Origin of the sequence: Gordonia sp. SL306 (genome assembly GCF_026625785.1) — a bacterium.
Classification (GTDB): Bacteria; Actinomycetota; Actinomycetes; order Mycobacteriales; family Mycobacteriaceae; genus Gordonia.
In genome coordinates this window covers 4217660-4236046 of the sequence record NZ_CP113063.1, presented here as the reverse complement: position 1 = coordinate 4236046, position 18387 = coordinate 4217660, and the positions used below count along the sequence as shown (strand labels likewise).

Sequence of the window (18387 nt, the reverse complement as noted above, 5' to 3'; positions counted from 1 at the left end):
CCACCCCTCACAACAGGGTCGCAGGTGTCGGGGTCTCGAGGTCGGCGATCAGCGGCTGCCGGAGGCCGCGCTTGATCAATCCGAGATTGGGACCTGCCAGCGGTGCCCGTTCCACACCCAGCTCCGCGGCCCTCCCGACCAGCCTGTCGACCTCGACCGACTCCTCGACGATCCCGGCGCCCACGGCGTCGTCGGCGCCATATCGCCTGGAGGTCAACATCGCCTCGGTCGCAGTGGCATCGGTGAGCCGGGTACGGATCAGCGAACTCATGCCGCGGGTGAACGGCATCCCGAGCGCCGCCTCGGGCAGCGACCAGAATCCCCGCTCGGTGCGCATCACGCGGACATCGGCGCACAGGGCCAGCATGGCGCCTGCGCCGAAGGCATGCCCGTTCACGGCGGCGACCGTCGGTACGGGCAGGGTGAGGAGCTTGACGTAGAGCTCGTGGACACGATCGAGATAGCGCGGCAATCCGCTCGCGTTGGCCGCGATGTAGTCGGTGTCGAGTCCGTTGCTGAAGAACTTCCCGGTGGCGGTGATCACGAGTGGTTTCGTCGGCTCCGCGGCAACCTGGTCGAGGAGATCGCCGACCGAGGCGAGCCAGTCGAGCCGGAACCGGTTGTCGGGATTCGACGCGTCTAGTTCGACGCCCTCGGAGCCGAGGTAGAGCTCGCTGACTTCGCCTGCAGTACTGAGAAACGGCATGTAGCGACCTTATCGCCGCGCATTAAGGTTAGGGCCATGGACCCCACTGCCGACGCCGATGCCGCAGCCGCCGCGGCCGCCGCGACGATCGCCGCCGAGACCGACTGCGCCGCCCACGACGTCGCCGTCGTCCTCGGATCGGGCTGGGCTCCGGCGGCACGGGCATTCGGTACACCGGTCGCCAGCGTCCCGATGGCCGCACTGCCCGGTTTCACCCCGCCGAAAGCAGCAGGTCACGGCGGAATCGTGCACTCGGTGCAGGTCGCAGATCGTCGGGTCCTGATCCTGTTGGGCCGGATTCACGCCTACGAGGGACATCATCTCGCGCGGGTGGTTCACCCGGTCCGGACAGCCGCCGCGGCCGGAGCTCACACCATCGTGCTGACCAACGCCGCCGGCGGGCTCCGCGACGACATGACGGTCGGCCAGCCCGTCCTGATCGCCGACCACCTCAACCTCACCGGGCGATCCCCGCTGGTCGGGGCGCAGTTCGTCGATCTCGTCGACGCGTACTCGCCGAAACTGCGCGAGATCGCCCGCCGCACCGACCCGTCCCTCACGGAGGGCGTCTATGCCGGGCTACCGGGCCCGCACTACGAGACGCCCGCCGAGATCCGCATGCTGCGCACGCTCGGCGCCGATCTGGTCGGGATGTCGACGGTCCACGAGACCATCGCGGCTCGTGCCGCGGGCCTGAACGTCCTCGGGATGTCGTTGGTCACCAATCTCGCTGCCGGGATGACCGGCGAACCACTCAGTCACAACGAGGTTCTCGAGGTCGGGCAGGCCTCGGCCGCCCGGATGGGCGAGCTCCTCGCCTCGATCATCGCCGAAGTGTGACACGACGATGTCGACCATCGATCCGCGCGACTGGATCGCCTCCGACCCCGATCCCCTGACCCGCGCCGAGCTCTCCGCGCTCGGCCCCGATCGACTCGACGAACGTTTTGCCGCCACACTTCGTTTCGGCACCGCCGGACTCCGTGGCCCGGTACGCGCCGGGCCTGCCGGCATGAACGTCGCGGTGGTCACCCGTGCCACTCACGCCCTTGGATGCGCCCTTCTCGACGACGGGGCGGCGGGGGCGACGGTGGTGGTGGGCCGGGATGCCCGTCACGGCTCGCGTGCCTTCGCGACTGCGACGGCCGAGGTCCTTGCCGCGCAGGGATTCGATGTCGTCGCGCTGTCCGGACCGACACCCACTCCGCTGATCGCATTCGCGTGCCGCGACCTCGATGCCGCCGCGGCGGTGGCGGTCACGGCGTCCCACAACCCGCCGACCGACAACGGCTACAAGGTCTACCTCGCCGGCGGCGCGCAACTCATACCACCGGTCGATCGGCGGATCGAACAGCTGATCGCGACCGCGCCACCGGCGAACACGATAGGCAGACAACGGGTCTCGCCGGACCTCCGCGCCGGCGCGAACACCGCTCGCTACCTCGAGCGACTCGTGGCGCGATTCGGACGCGTGCACGGTTCGCCTGTGCGGATAGCACTCACCGCGATGCACGGGGTCGGCGGCGCCCTCGCGCTCGCGGCATTGCGGCGCGCCGGATTTCCCGACGTACACGTCGTTGCCGAGCAGTTCGCCCCGGATCCCGACTTTCCCACCGTACGGTTCCCCAACCCCGAGGAGCCCGGTTCGTCGGATCGGGTACTCGCCTTGGCCGAACGCATCGACGCCGACCTCGCGATCGCACTCGATCCCGATGCCGACCGCTGTGCGATCGGCGCCCGGGTCCACGGCAGCTGGCGCATGCTGACCGGCGACGAGACGGGCGCTCTGCTCGGCGCGCATCTGCTCGCCACCACGGATCTCGCGGCACCCGTCGTGGCCAGCACCATCGTGTCCGGCTCGATGCTGCAGGCCGTCGCGTCGGCCGCAGGCGCCCGCCACGTACGCACCCTCACCGGATTCAAATGGCTTGTCCGGGCGGGAGAACCGCTGCTGTACGCCTACGAGGAGGCCATCGGACACTGCGTGGACCCCGACGCGGTCCGCGACAAGGACGGGATCGCGGCCGCAGTGGTGGCCGCCATGGTCGCCGACCAGCGGGTCGCGATGCGGTCGGACCTGTCTGGCGCCGTCGACGAACTCTCGCTCGCGCACGGCGTCCACGTCACCACCCAGAGATCGATACGCGTCACCGACGTCGACCTCATCACCGACCTGATGTCGTCGCTGCGACGGTCGCCACCCCGCGCGCCGGCGGGGATTCCGGTCGACGTCGAGGACTACGCCACCCGCGACGACGGACTGCGCACGGACGCAGTGCAACTGACCGGGCGCACCGCCGACGGCACCTCCCTGCGGGTGATCGCCCGGCCGTCGGGTACCGAGCCGAAGCTCAAGTACTACCTCGAGGTCGTGGCGCCCCCCGGTCGGGCAGACGTCGCGCAGACGTCCGACCACCTGCACGAACTCGCCGCCCGGGTGGCGGCTGAGCTACCCGGAGGAGAGCCGTGAGCCGTCCGACCCCGCAGCGCGACGACCGCTCCCCCTGGTCGTCGCCGATCGTGATCGTCGCCATCGCGGCCGGAGTTCTGATCGTCGTCGCGGGCGCGCTCGCAGCCTTGCTCCTGCTCGACGACGGGACCCCGGAATCGCCTGCGTCGGCGTCGTCTGCACCGACAGCTGCGTCGACGATCGTCACCAGCACCGTCACCGACATCGCCACCTCGACGGCGACCATCACCACCGAACGCCCGCACCCCACCGTTCCCGGCGCCGACTGGCAGGGATACCCGGACGGCCCGCGCTGCAACGGGGCCGACGACCCGGCCGTGATGATCGGCGAGACGCCACGCTCCCGAGTCATCGTTTGCCAGGTCGGCAGGCAGGCCGGGCGGTTGTACTACAAGGGTTCAGCCGACGGGCAGGGCGTCGAGGTGGACTACCCACGGCGGATCGGCGACACCTTCGCGGTCACCAACAACGGTGTGACATACGTCATCTCGCCCGAGTCGCTGGTCATCTCGCAGGGCGGGGAGACGGTCGCCGACGAGCCGATGATCGCCCACTGGCTACGGTGATGGTCGTGCACCCGGCTACCGAACCGATCCTCGACGCCTCTGACATCGACGTTGTCCGCAGCGGCCGTCCGCTGCTGCATGACGTGAGCCTGCGGGTGGCCCCCGGGGAACACTGGGCCCTGCTCGGTCCCAACGGTGCAGGCAAGTCCACGTTGATGGCGATCCTCGGCGCTCGCGGCCACCCGACGAGAGGTTCGGTGGACGTGCTGGGCAAACGACTCGGACGCGTGGACATGCGCGAACTGCGCACGCATATCGGACATGTCGACCCCCGCTGGCGGATCGACATCCCACTCACCGCCCACGAGGTGGTGCTGACCGGCCTGACCAACACACCGGAACTCGATCGCCGGCACGACTACACCGAGGACGAGCACCGCCACGCCGACGCGCTGCTCGAACTGCTCGGCATGACCCTGCGTCGCGACTCGCTGTGGCCGGTGATGAGTCAGGGCGAGCGCGGCCGGACATTGATCGCACGCGCCCTCATCCCGCGGCCCGCATTGCTGCTCCTCGACGAACCGGCGACCGGACTCGATCTCGCCGCGCGGGAGAAGCTGCTCACCGGCATCGACCAATTACGTTCTGAGGTGCCGAATCTGGCGAGCGTGCTGGTGACGCACCACCTCGAGGACCTGCCCGCGAGCACATCTCATGCGATGTTGCTGCGCGACGGCGAGGTGGTCGCGGCCGGGCCGGTCGACGATGCGCTGACGTCGACGACGATCAGCGTCTGCTTCGACCACGATGTGGTGGTCCGCCGCGAGAGCGGCCGCTGGGCGGCCGTCGCCGCCTGACGCGGAGCCAGCGGTCAGTGGGTCAGTGCGGTCAGCGCGGACCGAACTGACGGTCCCCCGCGTCGCCGAGACCCGGCACGATGTACGACACATCGTTGAGTCCGTCGTCGACGGCGGCGACCACGAGACGCACGGGATGCCCGGAGGTCTCCAACGCAGCAACCCCCTCCGGGGCCGCGACGACGCAGACAGCGGTGATGTCGGTGGCATGCCGGGACACCAGCAGGTCGATGGTGTGCAGCATCGAACCGCCGGTGGCCAGCATCGGATCCAGCACGAACACGGGGAGTCCGGCCAGATCGTCCGGCAGCGATTCCAGGTACGGCACCGGTTGTGCGGTGGCCTCGTCTCGTGCGACACCGACGAACCCGACATGGGATTCCGGCACCATGGCGTGGGCCTGTTCCACCATCCCGAGCCCCGCCCGCAGCACCGGCACGAGAAGTGGCGGTGTGGCCAACCGCGTACCTGCGAACGCGATCAACGGCGTCTCGATCGGCACCGACTCGGTCGGCGCCCCCGCGAGCGCCTCGTAGATCAGCATCTGCGTCAGATCCGAGAGCGCAGCACGGAACCGGGCATTGTCGGTGGTCTTGTCCCGCATGGTCGTCAACCGTGCGGCCGCCAGCGGGTGATCGACGATCTGTACCTGCATGACACACACCCTAAGTGGAACCGGACCAGCCGGGCGGACGTCAGATCAAACATGACCGACGTAACCGTCCATCCCGACTCGCTGACCGCGTATGCGCGCGGGCAACAATCCGCCGCCGCCGAGATCCGAGCGCACACGGCCCGCCGGCGCGGCGAGGTCGGAGAGCTCACCATGACCTTCGGCGTGATCGGCGCCGAGTTCCTCGCCGCCACCGCATACGCCCTCGATTCCCGCGCGCACAGCCTCGACGGCGTCGCCGGGCGGCATCAGAGCCAGGGCGAGCGCAGCCGGGCCGCCAGGTCCCGCTACGTCGACACCGACGCCCGCAGCGCGGCGACCGTGACGTCGGCGATGACGCCGTCGGCCGCGCTCCCCGACCGGGAGCTGCGACTCTGATGCTCACCATCGACATCCTCATCGCGCCCCTGCGGATCATGATCACCGCGCTCGGCACCGGGGTTCTGCCATCCGACAATCCGGCCGACCGACTCCGTACCGCCACCCCGCAACTCGAGCAGATCCGGCAGGCGTCGACCGCCTCCACCGAGCAGGCGTCGCGGTCGTGGCACGGCGCGGCCGCCGACAGCGCCGTCGTCGCCGCCGACCGAACCCATCGCACCATCGCGGACGTCGCCACCGCCGGCACCGAGATCGCGGCTCTGATCGACGACGCCGGACTCAAGGTGAAGGTCGCGGCCGATCACCTCAACGCCCTGATCGATTCCTTTCAGCGCGCAGCGTCGGCGCTCGGGCCGACGCTGTTCAGCCCCCAGGGCCTGGCGATGATCCTGCCGGTCGCCCTCGATCACGTGGGCCGTGGCATGCAGATCGTGGCGCGTACACAGTCCGAACTGGAGTCGGACACCAACCGGATGATGGCCCTCGTGCGCCACGACGCACCGGCGGAGATCGGCGATCTGTCCACCACACGCACCGCAGGTGGTGTCCCCATCGAGCTGCCCGACGGTTCCACCGCATACGCACCGGACGAACGCGCCGCCAAGGCCGTCCGTGCGGCCTTGAGCCAGCGCGGCGTGCCCTACGTCTGGGGCGGCACCACGCCCGGCGGTTTCGACTGCAGCGGGCTCACGCAGTGGTCATACCGCCAAGCCGGGCTGGACCTCCCCCGCCTGGCTCAAGATCAGGACACCGCCGGGGTACCGGTGAGTCAGTCGCAACTTCAGCCCGGCGATCTCGCAGTCTGGGATGGACACGTGGCGATGTATGTGGGTAACGATCAACTCGTGGAGGCGGGCGACCCGGTTCAGGTGTCGCCGTTGCGCACCACCAACGCCGGTCAGGGCTTCCAAGGCTTCTTCCGCCCGCGGTGACGACGCATGCGCAACGACCGGCGTTCATCGACCGGTCGCGGGGGCGCCACCCGAGTTCACAGGTCGGATCGCTACGCTGTGTCCTCATGGCCGGAGACATCGTCCCCATCGAGCTCGGACTCACCGACGGAAACACCTTCACCCTCTGGGCACCCCGGTGGCGAGAGGGTGACGACGAGTGGGAGGCCTTCCTCGGACTCGACGAGGATCTGTACGGCTTCCCGGGCGTCGCGGAGCTGGCCGCGTTCATCCGCGCCGGCGACGACAATGATCTCGCCGATCATCCGGCGTGGTCGACGGTCGTCGGATTGCAGGCCGACGAACTGGTACCCGACGACAAGCACACCTACGACCTGGTCGGGGTGCCGGAACTCGCCGCCGAGGATCCCAGTCCGGAGGTCATCGCCGAACTCGAGGATGCACTCGAGATCGTCCGGATTCTCGGCGAGGTCTGCGAACTGACCGTCATCACCAAGTTCTTCAACGGCAATCCGATCCTGGGGGCCGTCACCACCGGGACCCGCAACTTCGTCGGACGCGAGGGCGTCGACCTGTGGGTGCGGATCGGCCGCCTGATCGCGAAGCACTGGGACGACGTCATCGACGCGATCGACGATGTGATCAGCACCCCCGACGTGGACGCGGCAGCCGTCTCCACCGCCGAGGCCGAACTCGAGGCCGCCGCGTCGGCCGAAGACGAGGACGAGCCCGACGACGACGATCTCGAACTGGTCGAAGGCGACGCCGGCGATTCGGCCGATGAGGCCGATGAAGCGGACGATGACGACGAAGATGACGACGACGAGATCGACGAGATCGACGACGACGACTTCTGGGCCAACGTCGGCATCGATCCGATTCGGATCGTGACCGGTGATGGCGAATACCTCTCCCTGCGTTGCTATCTCGGTGACGACCCGGTGTTCCTCGGAGCCGACGGCAAGATCTTCGTGTTCGCCTCCGCGCGATCGCTGAGCCGATACCTCGCCGACTCGCGCGACCACGACCTCACCGAGTTGTCGACGTTCGACGAGGTGCGAACCTCGGCCACCGACGGTTCACTCGAGTTCGACGTCATCGACGACAACGTGTACGTGTTGCCGGGGCTGGTGGACGACATCGCCGACGGTCCGCGCCGCATCGACCGCAATCAGCTCGACCTCGCGGTCGAACTCCTCACCGATGCAGCGGACTACGCCGACGACGACTCGGTCAACGAGGCCCTCGGCTCGACAACGCCGCTGGGCTGGTTCGTCGATTACGCGGTCAACCCCGACCCCAAGCGGATGGCGCCGAGTCCGCCTTTCGACAACGAGTCCGAGGCCTGGCGCGCGCTGGTACACGACTTCGAAGACCGCCTGGTCAAGAAGTCCTGACGCGAGGCCGACTCCCCGCCTCCACCGCCGATCGAGTAGCTACCGAGCGCAGCGAGGCACCGTATCGAGATCACCCCGACCGACGTCAGCCCACCAGCACCGCGTACCCGGGTTTGATGACCTCGTCGATGAGCGCGAGCCGCTCGTCGAAATGGATGAACGCCGACTTCATCGCGTTCACCGTGAACCGCTCGAAATCGGCCCAGCCGTAGCCGAACTGCTGGGCCAGTCGGTAGAACTCCTTGCTCATGGTGGTGTCGCTCATGAGCCGATTGTCGGTGTTGACCGTCACCCGGAACCGCAGGCGTGCAAAGACGTTGAACGGGTGCTCCGCGATCGAGGCGACCGCACCCGTCTGAACGTTGGAACTGGGGCACAACTCGAGCGGGATACGCTTGTCCCGCACCATGTTCGCGATCTGCCCCAGCTCCACTCCGTCGAACGACTCGGCGGCCAGGTCCGTGCCCGGCGGCAATGTGATGTCGTCGATGACCCGGACCCCGTGCCCGAGGCGGTCAGTGCCGCAGAAGGCGATCGCCTCATGGATCGACGGCAACCCGAACGCCTCACCGGCGTGAATGGTGAAGTGTGCGTTGTTCGCGCGCATGAACTCGAACGCGTCGAGATGCCGGGTCGGCGGATTTCCCGCCTCGGCACCCGCGATGTCGAAGCCCACCACACCGTCGTCCCGGTATCGCACCGCCAGCTCGGCGATCTCCTGCGAACGGGCGGCGTGGCGCATGGCGGTAACCAGGCAGCGCACCACGATCGGATGCCCCTGCTCCTCGGCTTCGGCCTCCCCGTCGCGAAAACCCGCCAGCACCGCCTCCACCACCTCATCGAGCGTCATCCCGCGAGCGAGGTGTTGCTCGGGTGCGTATCGCACCTCGGCGTACACCACCCCGTCGGCAGCCAGGTCCCGCACGCATTCGAGCGCCACACGTCGCAGCGCAGACGGGGTCTGCATCACCGCGACGGTATGCGCGAACGTCTCGAGATAGCGCTCGAGCGAACCGCTGTCCGCCGCATCGCGGAACCAGCGGGCCAGTGACCCCGCGTCGTCGGCCGGCAGGTCCGGATAGTCCACCTCGCGCGCGAGTTCGAGAACCGTTGCCGGGCGCAGACCGCCGTCGAGGTGATCGTGGAGCACCACCTTGGGTGCCAGGGAGATGTTGGGGAGGTCCAGCGGCCGCCCGGGCGGCGTCGTCGGGTCGTCGGGCGTCATGAACCGACGGTAACGCGGTCGGCGACCAACGGCCTGCGTTGTGGCGCAGAATCTCCGATTCCGACCGCGGTCGCCAATGCTGCCCGCGCCGCGCCGAGGCGCTCCGGGGTCTGGGTGTGCAGCGTGAACAACCGATCGCCCGCCGCCACCTGATCACCCGGCTTGGCGTGCAACGTGATTCCGGCCTCGGCCTGCACCGCCTCACCCGGGACGGCGCGTCCCGCGCCGAGGCGCCACGCCGCGACCCCGACTGCCATCGCATCCAGCCGCGTGACGATGCCCGATTGCGTGGCCTGCACCGTCTCGGTATGCCGGGCACGAGGCAGCGGCGCATCGGGGTCGCCGCCCTGCGCCGCGATCATCGCGCGCCAGGTGTCCATCGCGGTCCCGTCTGCCAGGTGTTGTGCCGGATCTGCATCGGTGAGGCCTGCCGCGTCGAGCATCTCCCGTGCCAGCGCAAGCGTGAGCTCGACGACGTCGGCGGGGCCGCCGCCGGCGAGCACCTCCACCGACTCGGCCACCTCCAGCGCGTTGCCTGCGGTGCGACCGAGCGGGGTGTTCATATCCGTCAACAGGGCGGTCGTCGACACGCCTGCCGCATGCCCGAGCCACACCATCGTCTCGGCGAGTTCCCGGCTCTGTTCTTCCGCCTTGAGAAATGCCCCGCTACCGAACTTCACGTCGAGGACCAGCGCCCCTGTGCCCTCGGCGATCTTCTTGCTCATGATCGAGCTGGCCACCAGTGGTATGGATTCGACGGTCCCGGTCACATCCCGCAGCGCATAGAGTCGCCGATCGGCGGGCGCGAGGTCACCTCCGGCGGCGCACACCACCGCACCGACCCGTTCGAGTTGCTCGCCCATCTCGGCGGCAGAGATATCGGCGCGCCAGCCCCGGATCGACTCGAGCTTGTCCAGAGTTCCGCCCGTGTGGCCCAGTCCGCGGCCGGACAGCTGGGGAACCGCCACCCCGAACGAGGCCACCAGCGGGGCCAACGGCAGCGTGATCTTGTCACCGACACCGCCCGTCGAATGCTTGTCGACGGTCACCAGCCGACGGCCACCACGCCGCAGGCCGGAAAAGTCCATCCGCCGCCCCGAATCGATCATCGCCTGCGTCCACCGCGAGATCTCACGACGATTCATCCCACGGAGGAAGATCGCCATCAACAGGGCGGACATCTGCTCGTCGACCACGCGCCCGCTCGCTCCGCTCCCGGCGCCGTGCAGACCCGGCCCGCTCGCGGCGCCGTGCGTATACCGGTCGATCACCCAGTCGATCTGACCGTCGGTCAGCTCTCCGCCATCGCGTTTGGTGGTGATCACCGAGATCGCATCGATGATCTCGGCATCCACGTCACCGCTCCGATCCGCCACCGTCGGCTCCTGATCGCTCATCGGCCCGCCGCCAGATCATCGGGACCGAACGCATCGGGCAGCAGATGGCCCAGGGTCGTCGACCCGCGCGGATGGTCCACCTCCAGCCCGGGACCACCGTGCTCGAGCAGCACCTGCCGGCACCGACCACAGGGCATGAGGATCCCGCCTCGGGAGTCGCAGACCGACACCGCGATCAGCCGTCCCCCGCCCGTCGCGAACAGATGTGCGCAGAGTGCGATCTCGGCGCAGATGCCGAGCCCGTATGAGACATTTTCCACATTGCAGCCCAGAACCAGGCGCCCATCGAGGGTGAGCCCGGACGCGCCGACCGGAAATCCGGAATACGGAGCGTAGGCTCGATCGATCATCGATGATGCTTTGTCCCGCAACAGATTCCAGTCAATTTCGGGAACCAAACCGAACTCCTCACAATCGGCACGGACGACCAAGATGTGACATCCCTTACCAGCGCAAAACTTGGTAAGGCAAACCTAAGTCGAGATCAGTTGTCGCCCAAATCGGTTCGGGCAATTTATGCGCGGGGTCAGCATAGGTTTAAAGTCTCTTGCATGGGTCCACGGCCGAGCCTGATAATGCCGACTCGGCACATCCATCGACGCTGTTGGAGGCCAAATTCCCGATGAGCACCCCGACCGAGGTAGCACCGGACCCGGTGCGCAAACGCTCCCTGTATCGCGGCGACCCAGGCATGTGGTCGTGGGTGTTGCACCGGATCACCGGTGTCACCATCTTCTTCTTCTTATTCGTCCACGTGCTGGACACCGCGGTCATCCGGATCGATCCGAATAAGTACTCCGAGGTCATCGAGACCTACAAGACGCCGATCATCGGCCTGATGGAGATCGCGCTCGTCGCCTGCGTGCTGTATCACGCGTTCAACGGCGTCCGCATCATCCTGATCGACTTCTGGTCGAAGGGCCCCAAGTACCAGCGGCAGATGCTGTGGGCGATCGTGACCATCTTCGTCATCGTGTTCGGAGCGGCGGCCATTCGCCTGCTGCAGATCCTGATCACCCACTCGTTCTAGGAGGCACCTGATGACTGCATCGCAAGCCACTCCGGGTGCCGCCAAAACGCTGGGCACCGAGTACGACCGGCCCGCGAGTCTGGACAACCCGCGGGCGCCGCGCATGCGCAAGGGCGGCAACTTCGAGAAGTACGCCTGGCTGTTCATGCGCTTCTCGGGTCTGGCCCTGATCATCCTGACCATCGGTCACATGTTCATCATGCTCGCCTGGGACGACGGCGTGCACCGCATCGACGCCTCGTTCGTCGCGGCGCGGTGGCGTGAGCCGTTCTGGCAGATCTGGGATCTCACCATGCTCTGGCTCGCCCAGCTGCACGGTGGCAACGGCGTCCGGACCGTGATCGCGGACTACTCGCGCAAGGACTCCACCCGATTCTGGCTGAACGTGCTGCTCGGCATCTCGATGATCCTGGTGCTCGTGCTCGGCACGTACGCCCTGCTGACCTTCGACGTGAACAGCGTCGGCTAGAGGAGATTGACGAACTTATGCAGGAACATCGCTACGACGTGGTCATCGTGGGGGCAGGCGGCGCCGGGATGCGCGCCGCCATCGAGTCCGCGCCCCGCGCCCGGACCGCAGTCCTGACCAAGCTCTACCCCACCCGCAGCCACACCGGCGCCGCTCAGGGCGGTATGTGCGCCGCACTGGCGAATGTGGAAGAAGACAACTGGGAGTGGCACACCTTCGACACCGTCAAGGGCGGCGACTACCTCGCCGACCAGGACGCGGTCGAGATCATGGCCAAGGAGGCCATCGACGCGGTCCTCGACCTCGAGAAGATGGGACTCCCCTTCAACCGGACCCCCGAGGGCAAGATCGATCAGCGCCGATTCGGCGGCCACACCCGCGACCACGGCAAGTCCCCCGTCCGCCGTGCGTGCTACGCCGCCGACCGCACCGGCCACATGATCCTGCAGACCCTGTATCAGAACTGCGTCAAGAACGACGTCGAGTTCTTCAACGAGTTCTACGCGCTCGACATCTGCCTCGGTGAGAACGAGAACGGCGAGTCGGTGGCGACAGGCGTCGTCGCGTACGAGCTGTCGACCGGCGAGATCCACGTGTTCCATGCCAAGTCGATCGTGTTCGCGACCGGCGGTTCGGGACGCATGTACAAGACCACATCCAATGCCCACACCCTCACCGGTGACGGCATGGGCATCGTCTTCCGCAAGGGACTTCCCTTGGAGGACATGGAGTTCCATCAATTCCATCCGACCGGCCTGGCCGGCCTGGGCATCCTCATCTCCGAGGCCGTCCGCGGCGAGGGCGGCATCCTGCGCAACGCCGACGGCGAGCGCTTCATGGAGCGCTACGCGCCGACCATCAAGGACCTCGCCCCACGCGACATCGTGGCCCGGTCGATGGTTCTCGAGGTTCTCGAAGGACGCGGCGCCGGGCCGAACAAGGACTACGTCTACATCGACGTGACCCACCTCGGCGAGGACGTGCTCAACGAGAAGCTGCCCGACATCACCGAGTTCGCCCGCACCTACCTCGGCGTCGACCCGGTCACCGAGTACGTCCCGGTGTACCCGACCTGTCACTACGTGATGGGCGGTATCCCGACCAACATCGAGGGCCAGGTCCTGCGCAACAACGACGAGGTCGTGCACGGTCTGTACGCGGCGGGTGAATGCGCCTGTGTCTCGGTGCACGGCGCCAATCGCCTCGGTACCAACTCGCTGCTGGACATCAACGTCTTCGGACGTCGTGCCGGTATCGCCGCGGCCGAGTACGCCACGTCCGCCGACTTCGTCGAGCTGCCGGAGAACCCGACCCACATGGTCGACAACTGGCTGGAACTGATGTTGTCGGACCACGGACACGAACGCGTCGCCGACATCCGCACCGAACTGCAGGTGACGATGGACAACAATGCCTCGGTGTTCCGCACCGAGGAGACCCTGAAGCAGGCACTCACCGACGTCCACGCACTCAAGGAGCGCTACTCACACGTCCGTGTCCACGACAAGGGCAAGCGCTTCAACAGTGATCTCCTCGAAGCGATCGAGCTCGGCTTCCTGCTGGAGATGGCGGAGGTGACGGTGGTCGGCGCGCTGAACCGCAAGGAGTCACGCGGCGGTCACGCCCGCGAGGATTATCCCGACCGGGACGACGTCAACTACATGCGCCACACGATGGCCTACAAGAAGGGCACCGACCTTCTCTCGGACATCGAGTTGGATTACAAGCCCGTGGTGCAGACCCGCTACGAGCCGATGGAGCGTAAGTACTGATGACAGCAATCATGGAGAACCCAGCGCCCTCGTCCGACGAGCCACCACTGCCGCCGGTTCCCGACGAGGCCACGATGGTGACCTTGAAGATCTTCCGGTTCAACCCGGAGAACCCCGACGCGCAGGGCTTCGAGAGCTTCCGCGTCCCGGCTCTGCCCACCGACCGCCTGCTCAACCTCCTGCTCTACGTGAAGGGCTACCTCGACGGCACCCTCACGTTCCGGCGCAGCTGCGCGCACGGCGTCTGTGGCTCCGACGCGATGCGCATCAACGGCGTGAACCGGCTGGCCTGCAAGCTCCTGATGAAGGACATGCTCCCGAAGGACAACAGCAAAGAGATCACCATCACCATCGAGCCCATCAAGGGCCTTCCGGTGGAGAAGGACCTCGTGGTCGACATGGAGCCGTTCTTCGACGCGTACCGCGCGATCAAGCCGTTCCTGATCACCTCCGGCAACGAGCCGACGCGTGAGCGCATCCAGAGCCAGCACGACCGTGCCCGCTTCGACGACACCACCAAGTGCATCCTCTGTGCCTGCTGCACCACGAGTTGCCCGGTGTTCTGGAACGAGGGCAGTTACTTCGGGCCCGCCGCCATCGTCAACGCGCACCGGTTCATCTTCGACAGTCGCGACGAAGCCGCCATCGAGCGCCTCGACATCCTCAACGACGTCGACGGCGTCTGGCGCTGCCGGACCACATTCAACTGCACCGACGCATGCCCCCGCGGCATCCAGGTGACCCAGGCGATCCAAGAGGTCAAGCGCGCCCTGATGTTCTCGCGCTGAGCACCTGTCCTCGCCGATCCAGCAGATTCTTTCTCTGCAGCCCCGAAACCGCCCCTCCCACAGCCCGGGAGGGGCGGTTTCGTCGGTCGGTACGCGATTGCCCGGAACGCGATGTCCGGAACGCGATGGAACCGCACGATGGCGGCGCGCGTCCAATCATCATGACTCGTACCCACCTCGTGATCGCCGGCCTCATCCTGACCCTCGGCCTCGGTCCGGTCCTGGCCCCGGCCCTCGGAGTGCCACTCGCCGACGCGAGCCCGAGATATCCGGGCACCGGCGACCGGATCACCGTCGTCCTCACCTCGGACCGACAGGTCAACAGCACTGTGGTCTGGTACGACTCGCACAACCGGATGCGGCGCCAGAGCGACCTCCCGCTCCGTCGATTCGACAAGCGCACAGGCCTGTGGACCGGATCGCTCGTGTTCACGAGCCAGGTCCGCCACCAGAAGATCGACACGCTCTTCCAGTCGAACGGCCGTTTCGCCCGGTGTGCCGTCTGGGTGAACACGACAAAGGTGCGCGAGAAGTCCGCCCGTTCGCCCCGATATGCAACAACCTACTGTCGCTGAGTAACTGAATCCGTCGTTCGATCAAGGATGTACGAGAGAATCTCTCCTTGCCGCGCGGATTCTCTGCGGAAATCGTAGTCTTATCCCACCAATGCCACAGGAGCGGGAGAGACCATGGCAGAAACCGTGCACGCCGAGATCCACGCGGGTGAGAAAGGCCTCCGGGCCGGCTCCATCGGTCTGCTCGGGAATGTCATCATCGGGCTGTCGGCGGTCGCGCCGGCCTACAGCCTCGCCGCCACCCTGGGCTACGTGGTGGCCGCCGTCCACACCAAGGCCCCGGCGATGTTCGTCCTCGCCTTCATCCCGATGCTCCTGGTCGCCTTCGCCTACCGTGAACTCTCCCAGGACACCCCCGACTGCGGCACCACCTTCACGTGGGGCACCAAGGCCTTCGGGCCGTGGATCGGCTGGATCGGCGGCTGGGGACTTGCCGTCTCGGCCATCATCGTCCTGGCGAATGTCGCCGAGATCGCCGCCGTCTACCTACTGAAGTTCCTCGGCCTGGACACTCTCGCCGAGACCCTCTGGGTCAAGGTCCTGCTGGGCTGCCTTTTCATCGCGGCGATGACCTGGATCAGCATTCGCGGAATCGTCATCAGCGAGCGTATACAGGCCGTGCTGATGTTCGTCCAGTTCGCCGTGCTGATCCTCGCGAGTGTGATCGCACTGGTGAAAGTCGGCTTCGGCACCGCGGGCCCGCAGGCCATCTCCCCCGAGCTCGGCTGGCTGTGGCCCGGCGGTCTGACCCAATCCGAGATCGCCGCCGCCGTGATCCTCTGCATCTTCATTTATTGGGGATGGGACGCGTGTCTGGCCATCGGTGAAGAGACCAAGGATCCCGCGAAGACTCCCGGTCGGGCCGCAGTGATCACCTGCATCATCCTGGTCGCCACGTACGTGCTGGTCGCCTATGCGATCGAGTCGTTCGCGGGTTTCGGCGAGACCGGCATCGGACTGAACAACCCGGAGAACACCGACGACGTGCTCACCACCCTGGGCGAACCCGTCGCCGGCGGCGTGATGTCCGCAGCACTACTGCTCACGGTCAGCATCTCGGCCCTGTCCTCCACCCAGTCGACCATCCTGCCCACTGCTCGCGGCAGTTTGTCGATGGCCGTCTACAAGGCGCTCCCGGAGCGATTCGCCCAGATACATCCCCGCTACATGACGCCGGCATTCGGCACGGCCGTCATGGGCATCTCGGCATTGACGTTCTACCTGGTGCTGTCATTCCTCAGCCAGAACACACTCGGCGACTCCATCGCATCGTTGGGGCTGGCCGTGGCGTTCTACTACGGCATCACCGCGTTCTCCTGCGTCTGGTACTTCCGGCGGACACTGTTCTCCTCGGCACGTCACTTCTTCATGCGCGGACTGTTCCCCTTGCTGGGCGGCATCGCGATGGCCTGGGCGTTCGTCAAGAGTGCGATCGACATGATCGCGCCGGACTACGGGTCCACGTCGATCGGTGGTGTCGGCGGTGTGTTCATCCTCGGCGTCGGCATGCTGGTCCTCGGCGTACCCCTGATGCTGGCCTGCTACGCGCACAACAGCAGCTTCTTCAAGGGCCAGACCCTCGATGCGAACACCGAAGTGAAGGTGCCCGATGTCTACTGATCCGACCCCACGACTCGCGGTCGGCTACCTGGCCACCCCGTCCGGTCTCGACGGGATCGCACTCGCGGTGGTGATCGCCCGGGCGACGGGCGCGGCCATCGATCTGATCTGCGTCGTCCGTCCGGTCGGACACGACGGCCAACCGGGCCTCCGCGAGTATCAGGAGCGGTTGGAGAACCAAGCCGCGCAATGGCTCGCCGACGGCGCCGAACACATACCGGCCGGTATCGAGACCCGGACCGTGGTGACCGTCGACGACTCGTTCGCCGAGGGCCTGATCGGGATGGCTCAGCGGTCCAAGGCGGCGATGATCGTGGTCGGTGGCGCCGATGACGGCCTGCTACGGAGACACAGCCTCGGGACCGTGAGCACCGAGTTGCTCCACTCGTCACCGCTACCGGTCGCCCTCGCGCCCCGGGGTTACGCCGACAATGCTGCGGCACAATTGGATTCGATCACGGTCGCGGTGCCGTCAAAGCCCGGCCGCAGCGACCCGCTGCCCTTCGCCGTCGCCATGGCCGAGCACGCCGGCCTGGATCTCCGACTGCTGTCGCTGGTCTCGCTCGACTCCCCGTTCGATGACGAGACCAGCCGCGCCGCGCGTGAAGTGCAGGTCGCGACCGCCCGCGCACTGCTCGACAAGACCCGCGCCACGGTGACCGGCGATCTCGACGTCGACGTGCTGGTGGCCGACGGTGCGACACTCGACGAAGCCCTGAACAACCTCCCGTGGGACGACGGTGACGTCGTGGCGATCGGCTCCGGTCATCTCGGCGCGGCCCGACGGGTCTTTCTCGGGAGCACGGCCGCCCGGATACTGCGCTGGACCACCGCGCCGGTCATCGTGGTGCCCAGGTCGGGATGACCGTGATGACAACCCCGCGAATCCGTGTGCTGGAACTGCGGCACGCCGAAGTCGAGACGCCCGGCGCTTACTCGACCGCGCTCGACGAACTCGCCGATGTCGAGACGGTCCGCGCCTGGCGGGAACCGTTGCCGGACAAGACGACCGGATTCGACGCCATCATCGTGATGGGCGGACCCATGGGTGTCGGGGACGCCGATGCGATCCCGTGGATCGCATCGGAGATCGCCTTTCTGCGCGACGCGGTCGCCGACGGGCTCCCGGTGTGGGGAGTCTGCCTCGGCTCGCAGCTACTCGCGGCGGCGCTGGGCGCCGATGTCTTCGGGGGCGACGAGCCCGAGATCGGCGTGCGAGAGGTGACGCTGAACAGCGACGGCATCGCCGACCCGGTGTGGGGCGCTACGCCGTCGGCCGCGTTCGAGACTGTCCAGTGGCATTTCGACACCTTCGCACTCCCTGCCGGGGCCACGTTGCTGGCCGGCTCGGCGGCGTACCCGAATCAGTTGTTCCGGTACGGCAACAGCTATGGGGTCCAGTTCCATCTGGAGGCAGGCGGAACCCTCATCCGCCGCTGGCTGCACGGGGAATCCCGCAACGAGGTCGAGGCCGCGATCGGAAGTGCCGCCGCGGATCAGTTCGGTGACGATGCTGAGATCGCCGAGGCGGTGACCGCGCCGCTGTCGGCCACGGTCATGCGACGCTGGCTGGCCTCGGTGGCGCCCCACCGGCCTGCCGGGTGACAGTC

The 18387-nt window shown here is 67.1% G+C and carries 20 protein-coding genes; 15 read left to right on the top strand and 5 right to left on the bottom strand.

Features of this window, described 5'->3' with window-relative positions; translation table 11 throughout:
• Positions 1–7: 7 nt before the first annotated feature.
• Entirely contained in the window at positions 8–706 is a 699-nt protein-coding gene (locus OVA31_RS19410; RefSeq protein WP_267628226.1) for an enoyl-CoA hydratase/isomerase family protein, read from the bottom strand.
• Between the two features lie 36 nt (positions 707–742).
• Between OVA31_RS19410 and OVA31_RS19405 the strand changes: the two genes are divergently transcribed.
• The 4 genes from OVA31_RS19405 to OVA31_RS19390 are packed head-to-tail and all read left to right on the top strand — an operon-like array spanning position 743 to position 4539.
• Positions 743–1546: a purine-nucleoside phosphorylase gene (locus tag OVA31_RS19405; RefSeq protein WP_267628225.1), complete on the top strand. Its 804-nt coding sequence runs from the start codon at positions 743–745 to the stop codon at positions 1544–1546.
• 7 nt (positions 1547–1553) lie between these two features.
• A complete protein-coding gene (locus OVA31_RS19400) occupies positions 1554–3176 on the top strand; it encodes a phospho-sugar mutase (protein WP_267628223.1) in 1623 nt (540 codons plus the stop codon).
• Entirely contained in the window at positions 3173–3742 is a 570-nt protein-coding gene (locus OVA31_RS19395) for a hypothetical protein (RefSeq protein ID WP_267628222.1), read from the top strand. Before OVA31_RS19400 ends, OVA31_RS19395 begins: the two co-directional genes overlap by 4 nt.
• A 5-nt stretch (positions 3743–3747) precedes the next feature.
• Positions 3748–4539, top strand: coding sequence for an ABC transporter ATP-binding protein (locus OVA31_RS19390; protein ID WP_420714084.1), 792 nt, complete (start codon positions 3748–3750; stop codon positions 4537–4539).
• A gap of 31 nt (positions 4540–4570) precedes the next feature.
• Here OVA31_RS19390 and upp read toward each other — a convergent pair whose 3' ends face one another.
• Entirely contained in the window at positions 4571–5194 is a 624-nt protein-coding gene (upp, locus tag OVA31_RS19385) for a uracil phosphoribosyltransferase (protein WP_267628221.1), read from the bottom strand.
• Positions 5195–5245: 51 nt separating this feature from the next.
• Here upp and OVA31_RS19380 point away from each other — a divergent pair, with 51 nt between their 5' ends.
• The 3 genes from OVA31_RS19380 (at position 5246) to OVA31_RS19370 (ending at position 7901) form a co-directional block, all read left to right on the top strand.
• The gene (locus OVA31_RS19380; RefSeq protein ID WP_267628220.1) at positions 5246–5590 is read left to right on the top strand and encodes a type VII secretion target; all 345 of its coding nucleotides are present in this window, start codon (positions 5246–5248) and stop codon (positions 5588–5590) included.
• The gene (locus tag OVA31_RS19375; protein ID WP_267628219.1) at positions 5590–6525 is read left to right on the top strand and encodes a C40 family peptidase; all 936 of its coding nucleotides are present in this window, start codon (positions 5590–5592) and stop codon (positions 6523–6525) included. The genes OVA31_RS19380 and OVA31_RS19375 overlap by 1 nt, the downstream gene beginning before the upstream one ends.
• An 86-nt stretch (positions 6526–6611) precedes the next feature.
• Positions 6612–7901 carry a primosomal protein gene (locus tag OVA31_RS19370; RefSeq protein WP_267628218.1) on the top strand — a complete coding sequence of 430 codons (1290 nt, stop codon included), beginning with the start codon at positions 6612–6614 and terminating at the stop codon, positions 7899–7901.
• A gap of 85 nt (positions 7902–7986) precedes the next feature.
• Here OVA31_RS19370 and OVA31_RS19365 read toward each other — a convergent pair whose 3' ends face one another.
• The 3 genes from OVA31_RS19365 to OVA31_RS19355 are packed head-to-tail and all read right to left on the bottom strand — an operon-like array spanning position 7987 to position 10921.
• On the bottom strand, positions 7987–9126 hold the full coding sequence (locus tag OVA31_RS19365; RefSeq protein ID WP_267628217.1) for an adenosine deaminase: 1140 nt from the start codon (positions 9124–9126) through the stop codon (positions 7987–7989).
• Positions 9123–10523: a thymidine phosphorylase gene (locus OVA31_RS19360; RefSeq protein ID WP_267628216.1), complete on the bottom strand. Its 1401-nt coding sequence runs from the start codon at positions 10521–10523 to the stop codon at positions 9123–9125. The genes OVA31_RS19365 and OVA31_RS19360 overlap by 4 nt, the downstream gene beginning before the upstream one ends.
• Entirely contained in the window at positions 10520–10921 is a 402-nt protein-coding gene (locus tag OVA31_RS19355) for a cytidine deaminase (protein ID WP_267628215.1), read from the bottom strand. The genes OVA31_RS19360 and OVA31_RS19355 overlap by 4 nt, the downstream gene beginning before the upstream one ends.
• 224 nt (positions 10922–11145) lie before the next feature.
• On the opposite strand from OVA31_RS19355, the gene sdhC reads away from it, so the two are divergent.
• From sdhC to OVA31_RS19315, 8 genes are all read left to right on the top strand, one after another.
• The gene (sdhC, locus tag OVA31_RS19350; RefSeq protein WP_267628214.1) at positions 11146–11553 is read left to right on the top strand and encodes a succinate dehydrogenase, cytochrome b556 subunit; all 408 of its coding nucleotides are present in this window, start codon (positions 11146–11148) and stop codon (positions 11551–11553) included.
• Positions 11554–11563: 10 nt separating this feature from the next.
• On the top strand, positions 11564–12022 hold the full coding sequence (locus tag OVA31_RS19345; RefSeq protein WP_267628213.1) for a succinate dehydrogenase hydrophobic membrane anchor subunit: 459 nt from the start codon (positions 11564–11566) through the stop codon (positions 12020–12022).
• A gap of 17 nt (positions 12023–12039) precedes the next feature.
• Complete coding sequence (gene sdhA / locus OVA31_RS19340; protein WP_267628212.1) at positions 12040–13794, top strand: succinate dehydrogenase flavoprotein subunit; 1755 nt, start codon at positions 12040–12042, stop codon at positions 13792–13794.
• Positions 13794–14582: a succinate dehydrogenase iron-sulfur subunit gene (locus OVA31_RS19335; RefSeq protein WP_267628211.1), complete on the top strand. Its 789-nt coding sequence runs from the start codon at positions 13794–13796 to the stop codon at positions 14580–14582. Before sdhA ends, OVA31_RS19335 begins: the two co-directional genes overlap by 1 nt.
• Positions 14583–14743: 161 nt before the next feature.
• On the top strand, positions 14744–15157 hold the full coding sequence (locus OVA31_RS19330; protein ID WP_267628210.1) for a hypothetical protein: 414 nt from the start codon (positions 14744–14746) through the stop codon (positions 15155–15157).
• A 114-nt stretch (positions 15158–15271) separates the two neighbouring features.
• The gene (locus OVA31_RS19325; RefSeq protein ID WP_267628209.1) at positions 15272–16777 is read left to right on the top strand and encodes an APC family permease; all 1506 of its coding nucleotides are present in this window, start codon (positions 15272–15274) and stop codon (positions 16775–16777) included.
• Positions 16767–17642, top strand: a complete 876-nt coding sequence (locus OVA31_RS19320; RefSeq protein ID WP_267628208.1) for a universal stress protein — start codon at positions 16767–16769, stop codon at positions 17640–17642. The genes OVA31_RS19325 and OVA31_RS19320 overlap by 11 nt, the downstream gene beginning before the upstream one ends.
• Positions 17643–17647: 5 nt before the next feature.
• A complete protein-coding gene (locus tag OVA31_RS19315) occupies positions 17648–18382 on the top strand; it encodes a type 1 glutamine amidotransferase (protein ID WP_267628206.1) in 735 nt (244 codons plus the stop codon).
• The last annotated feature ends 5 nt before the right edge of the window (positions 18383–18387 follow it).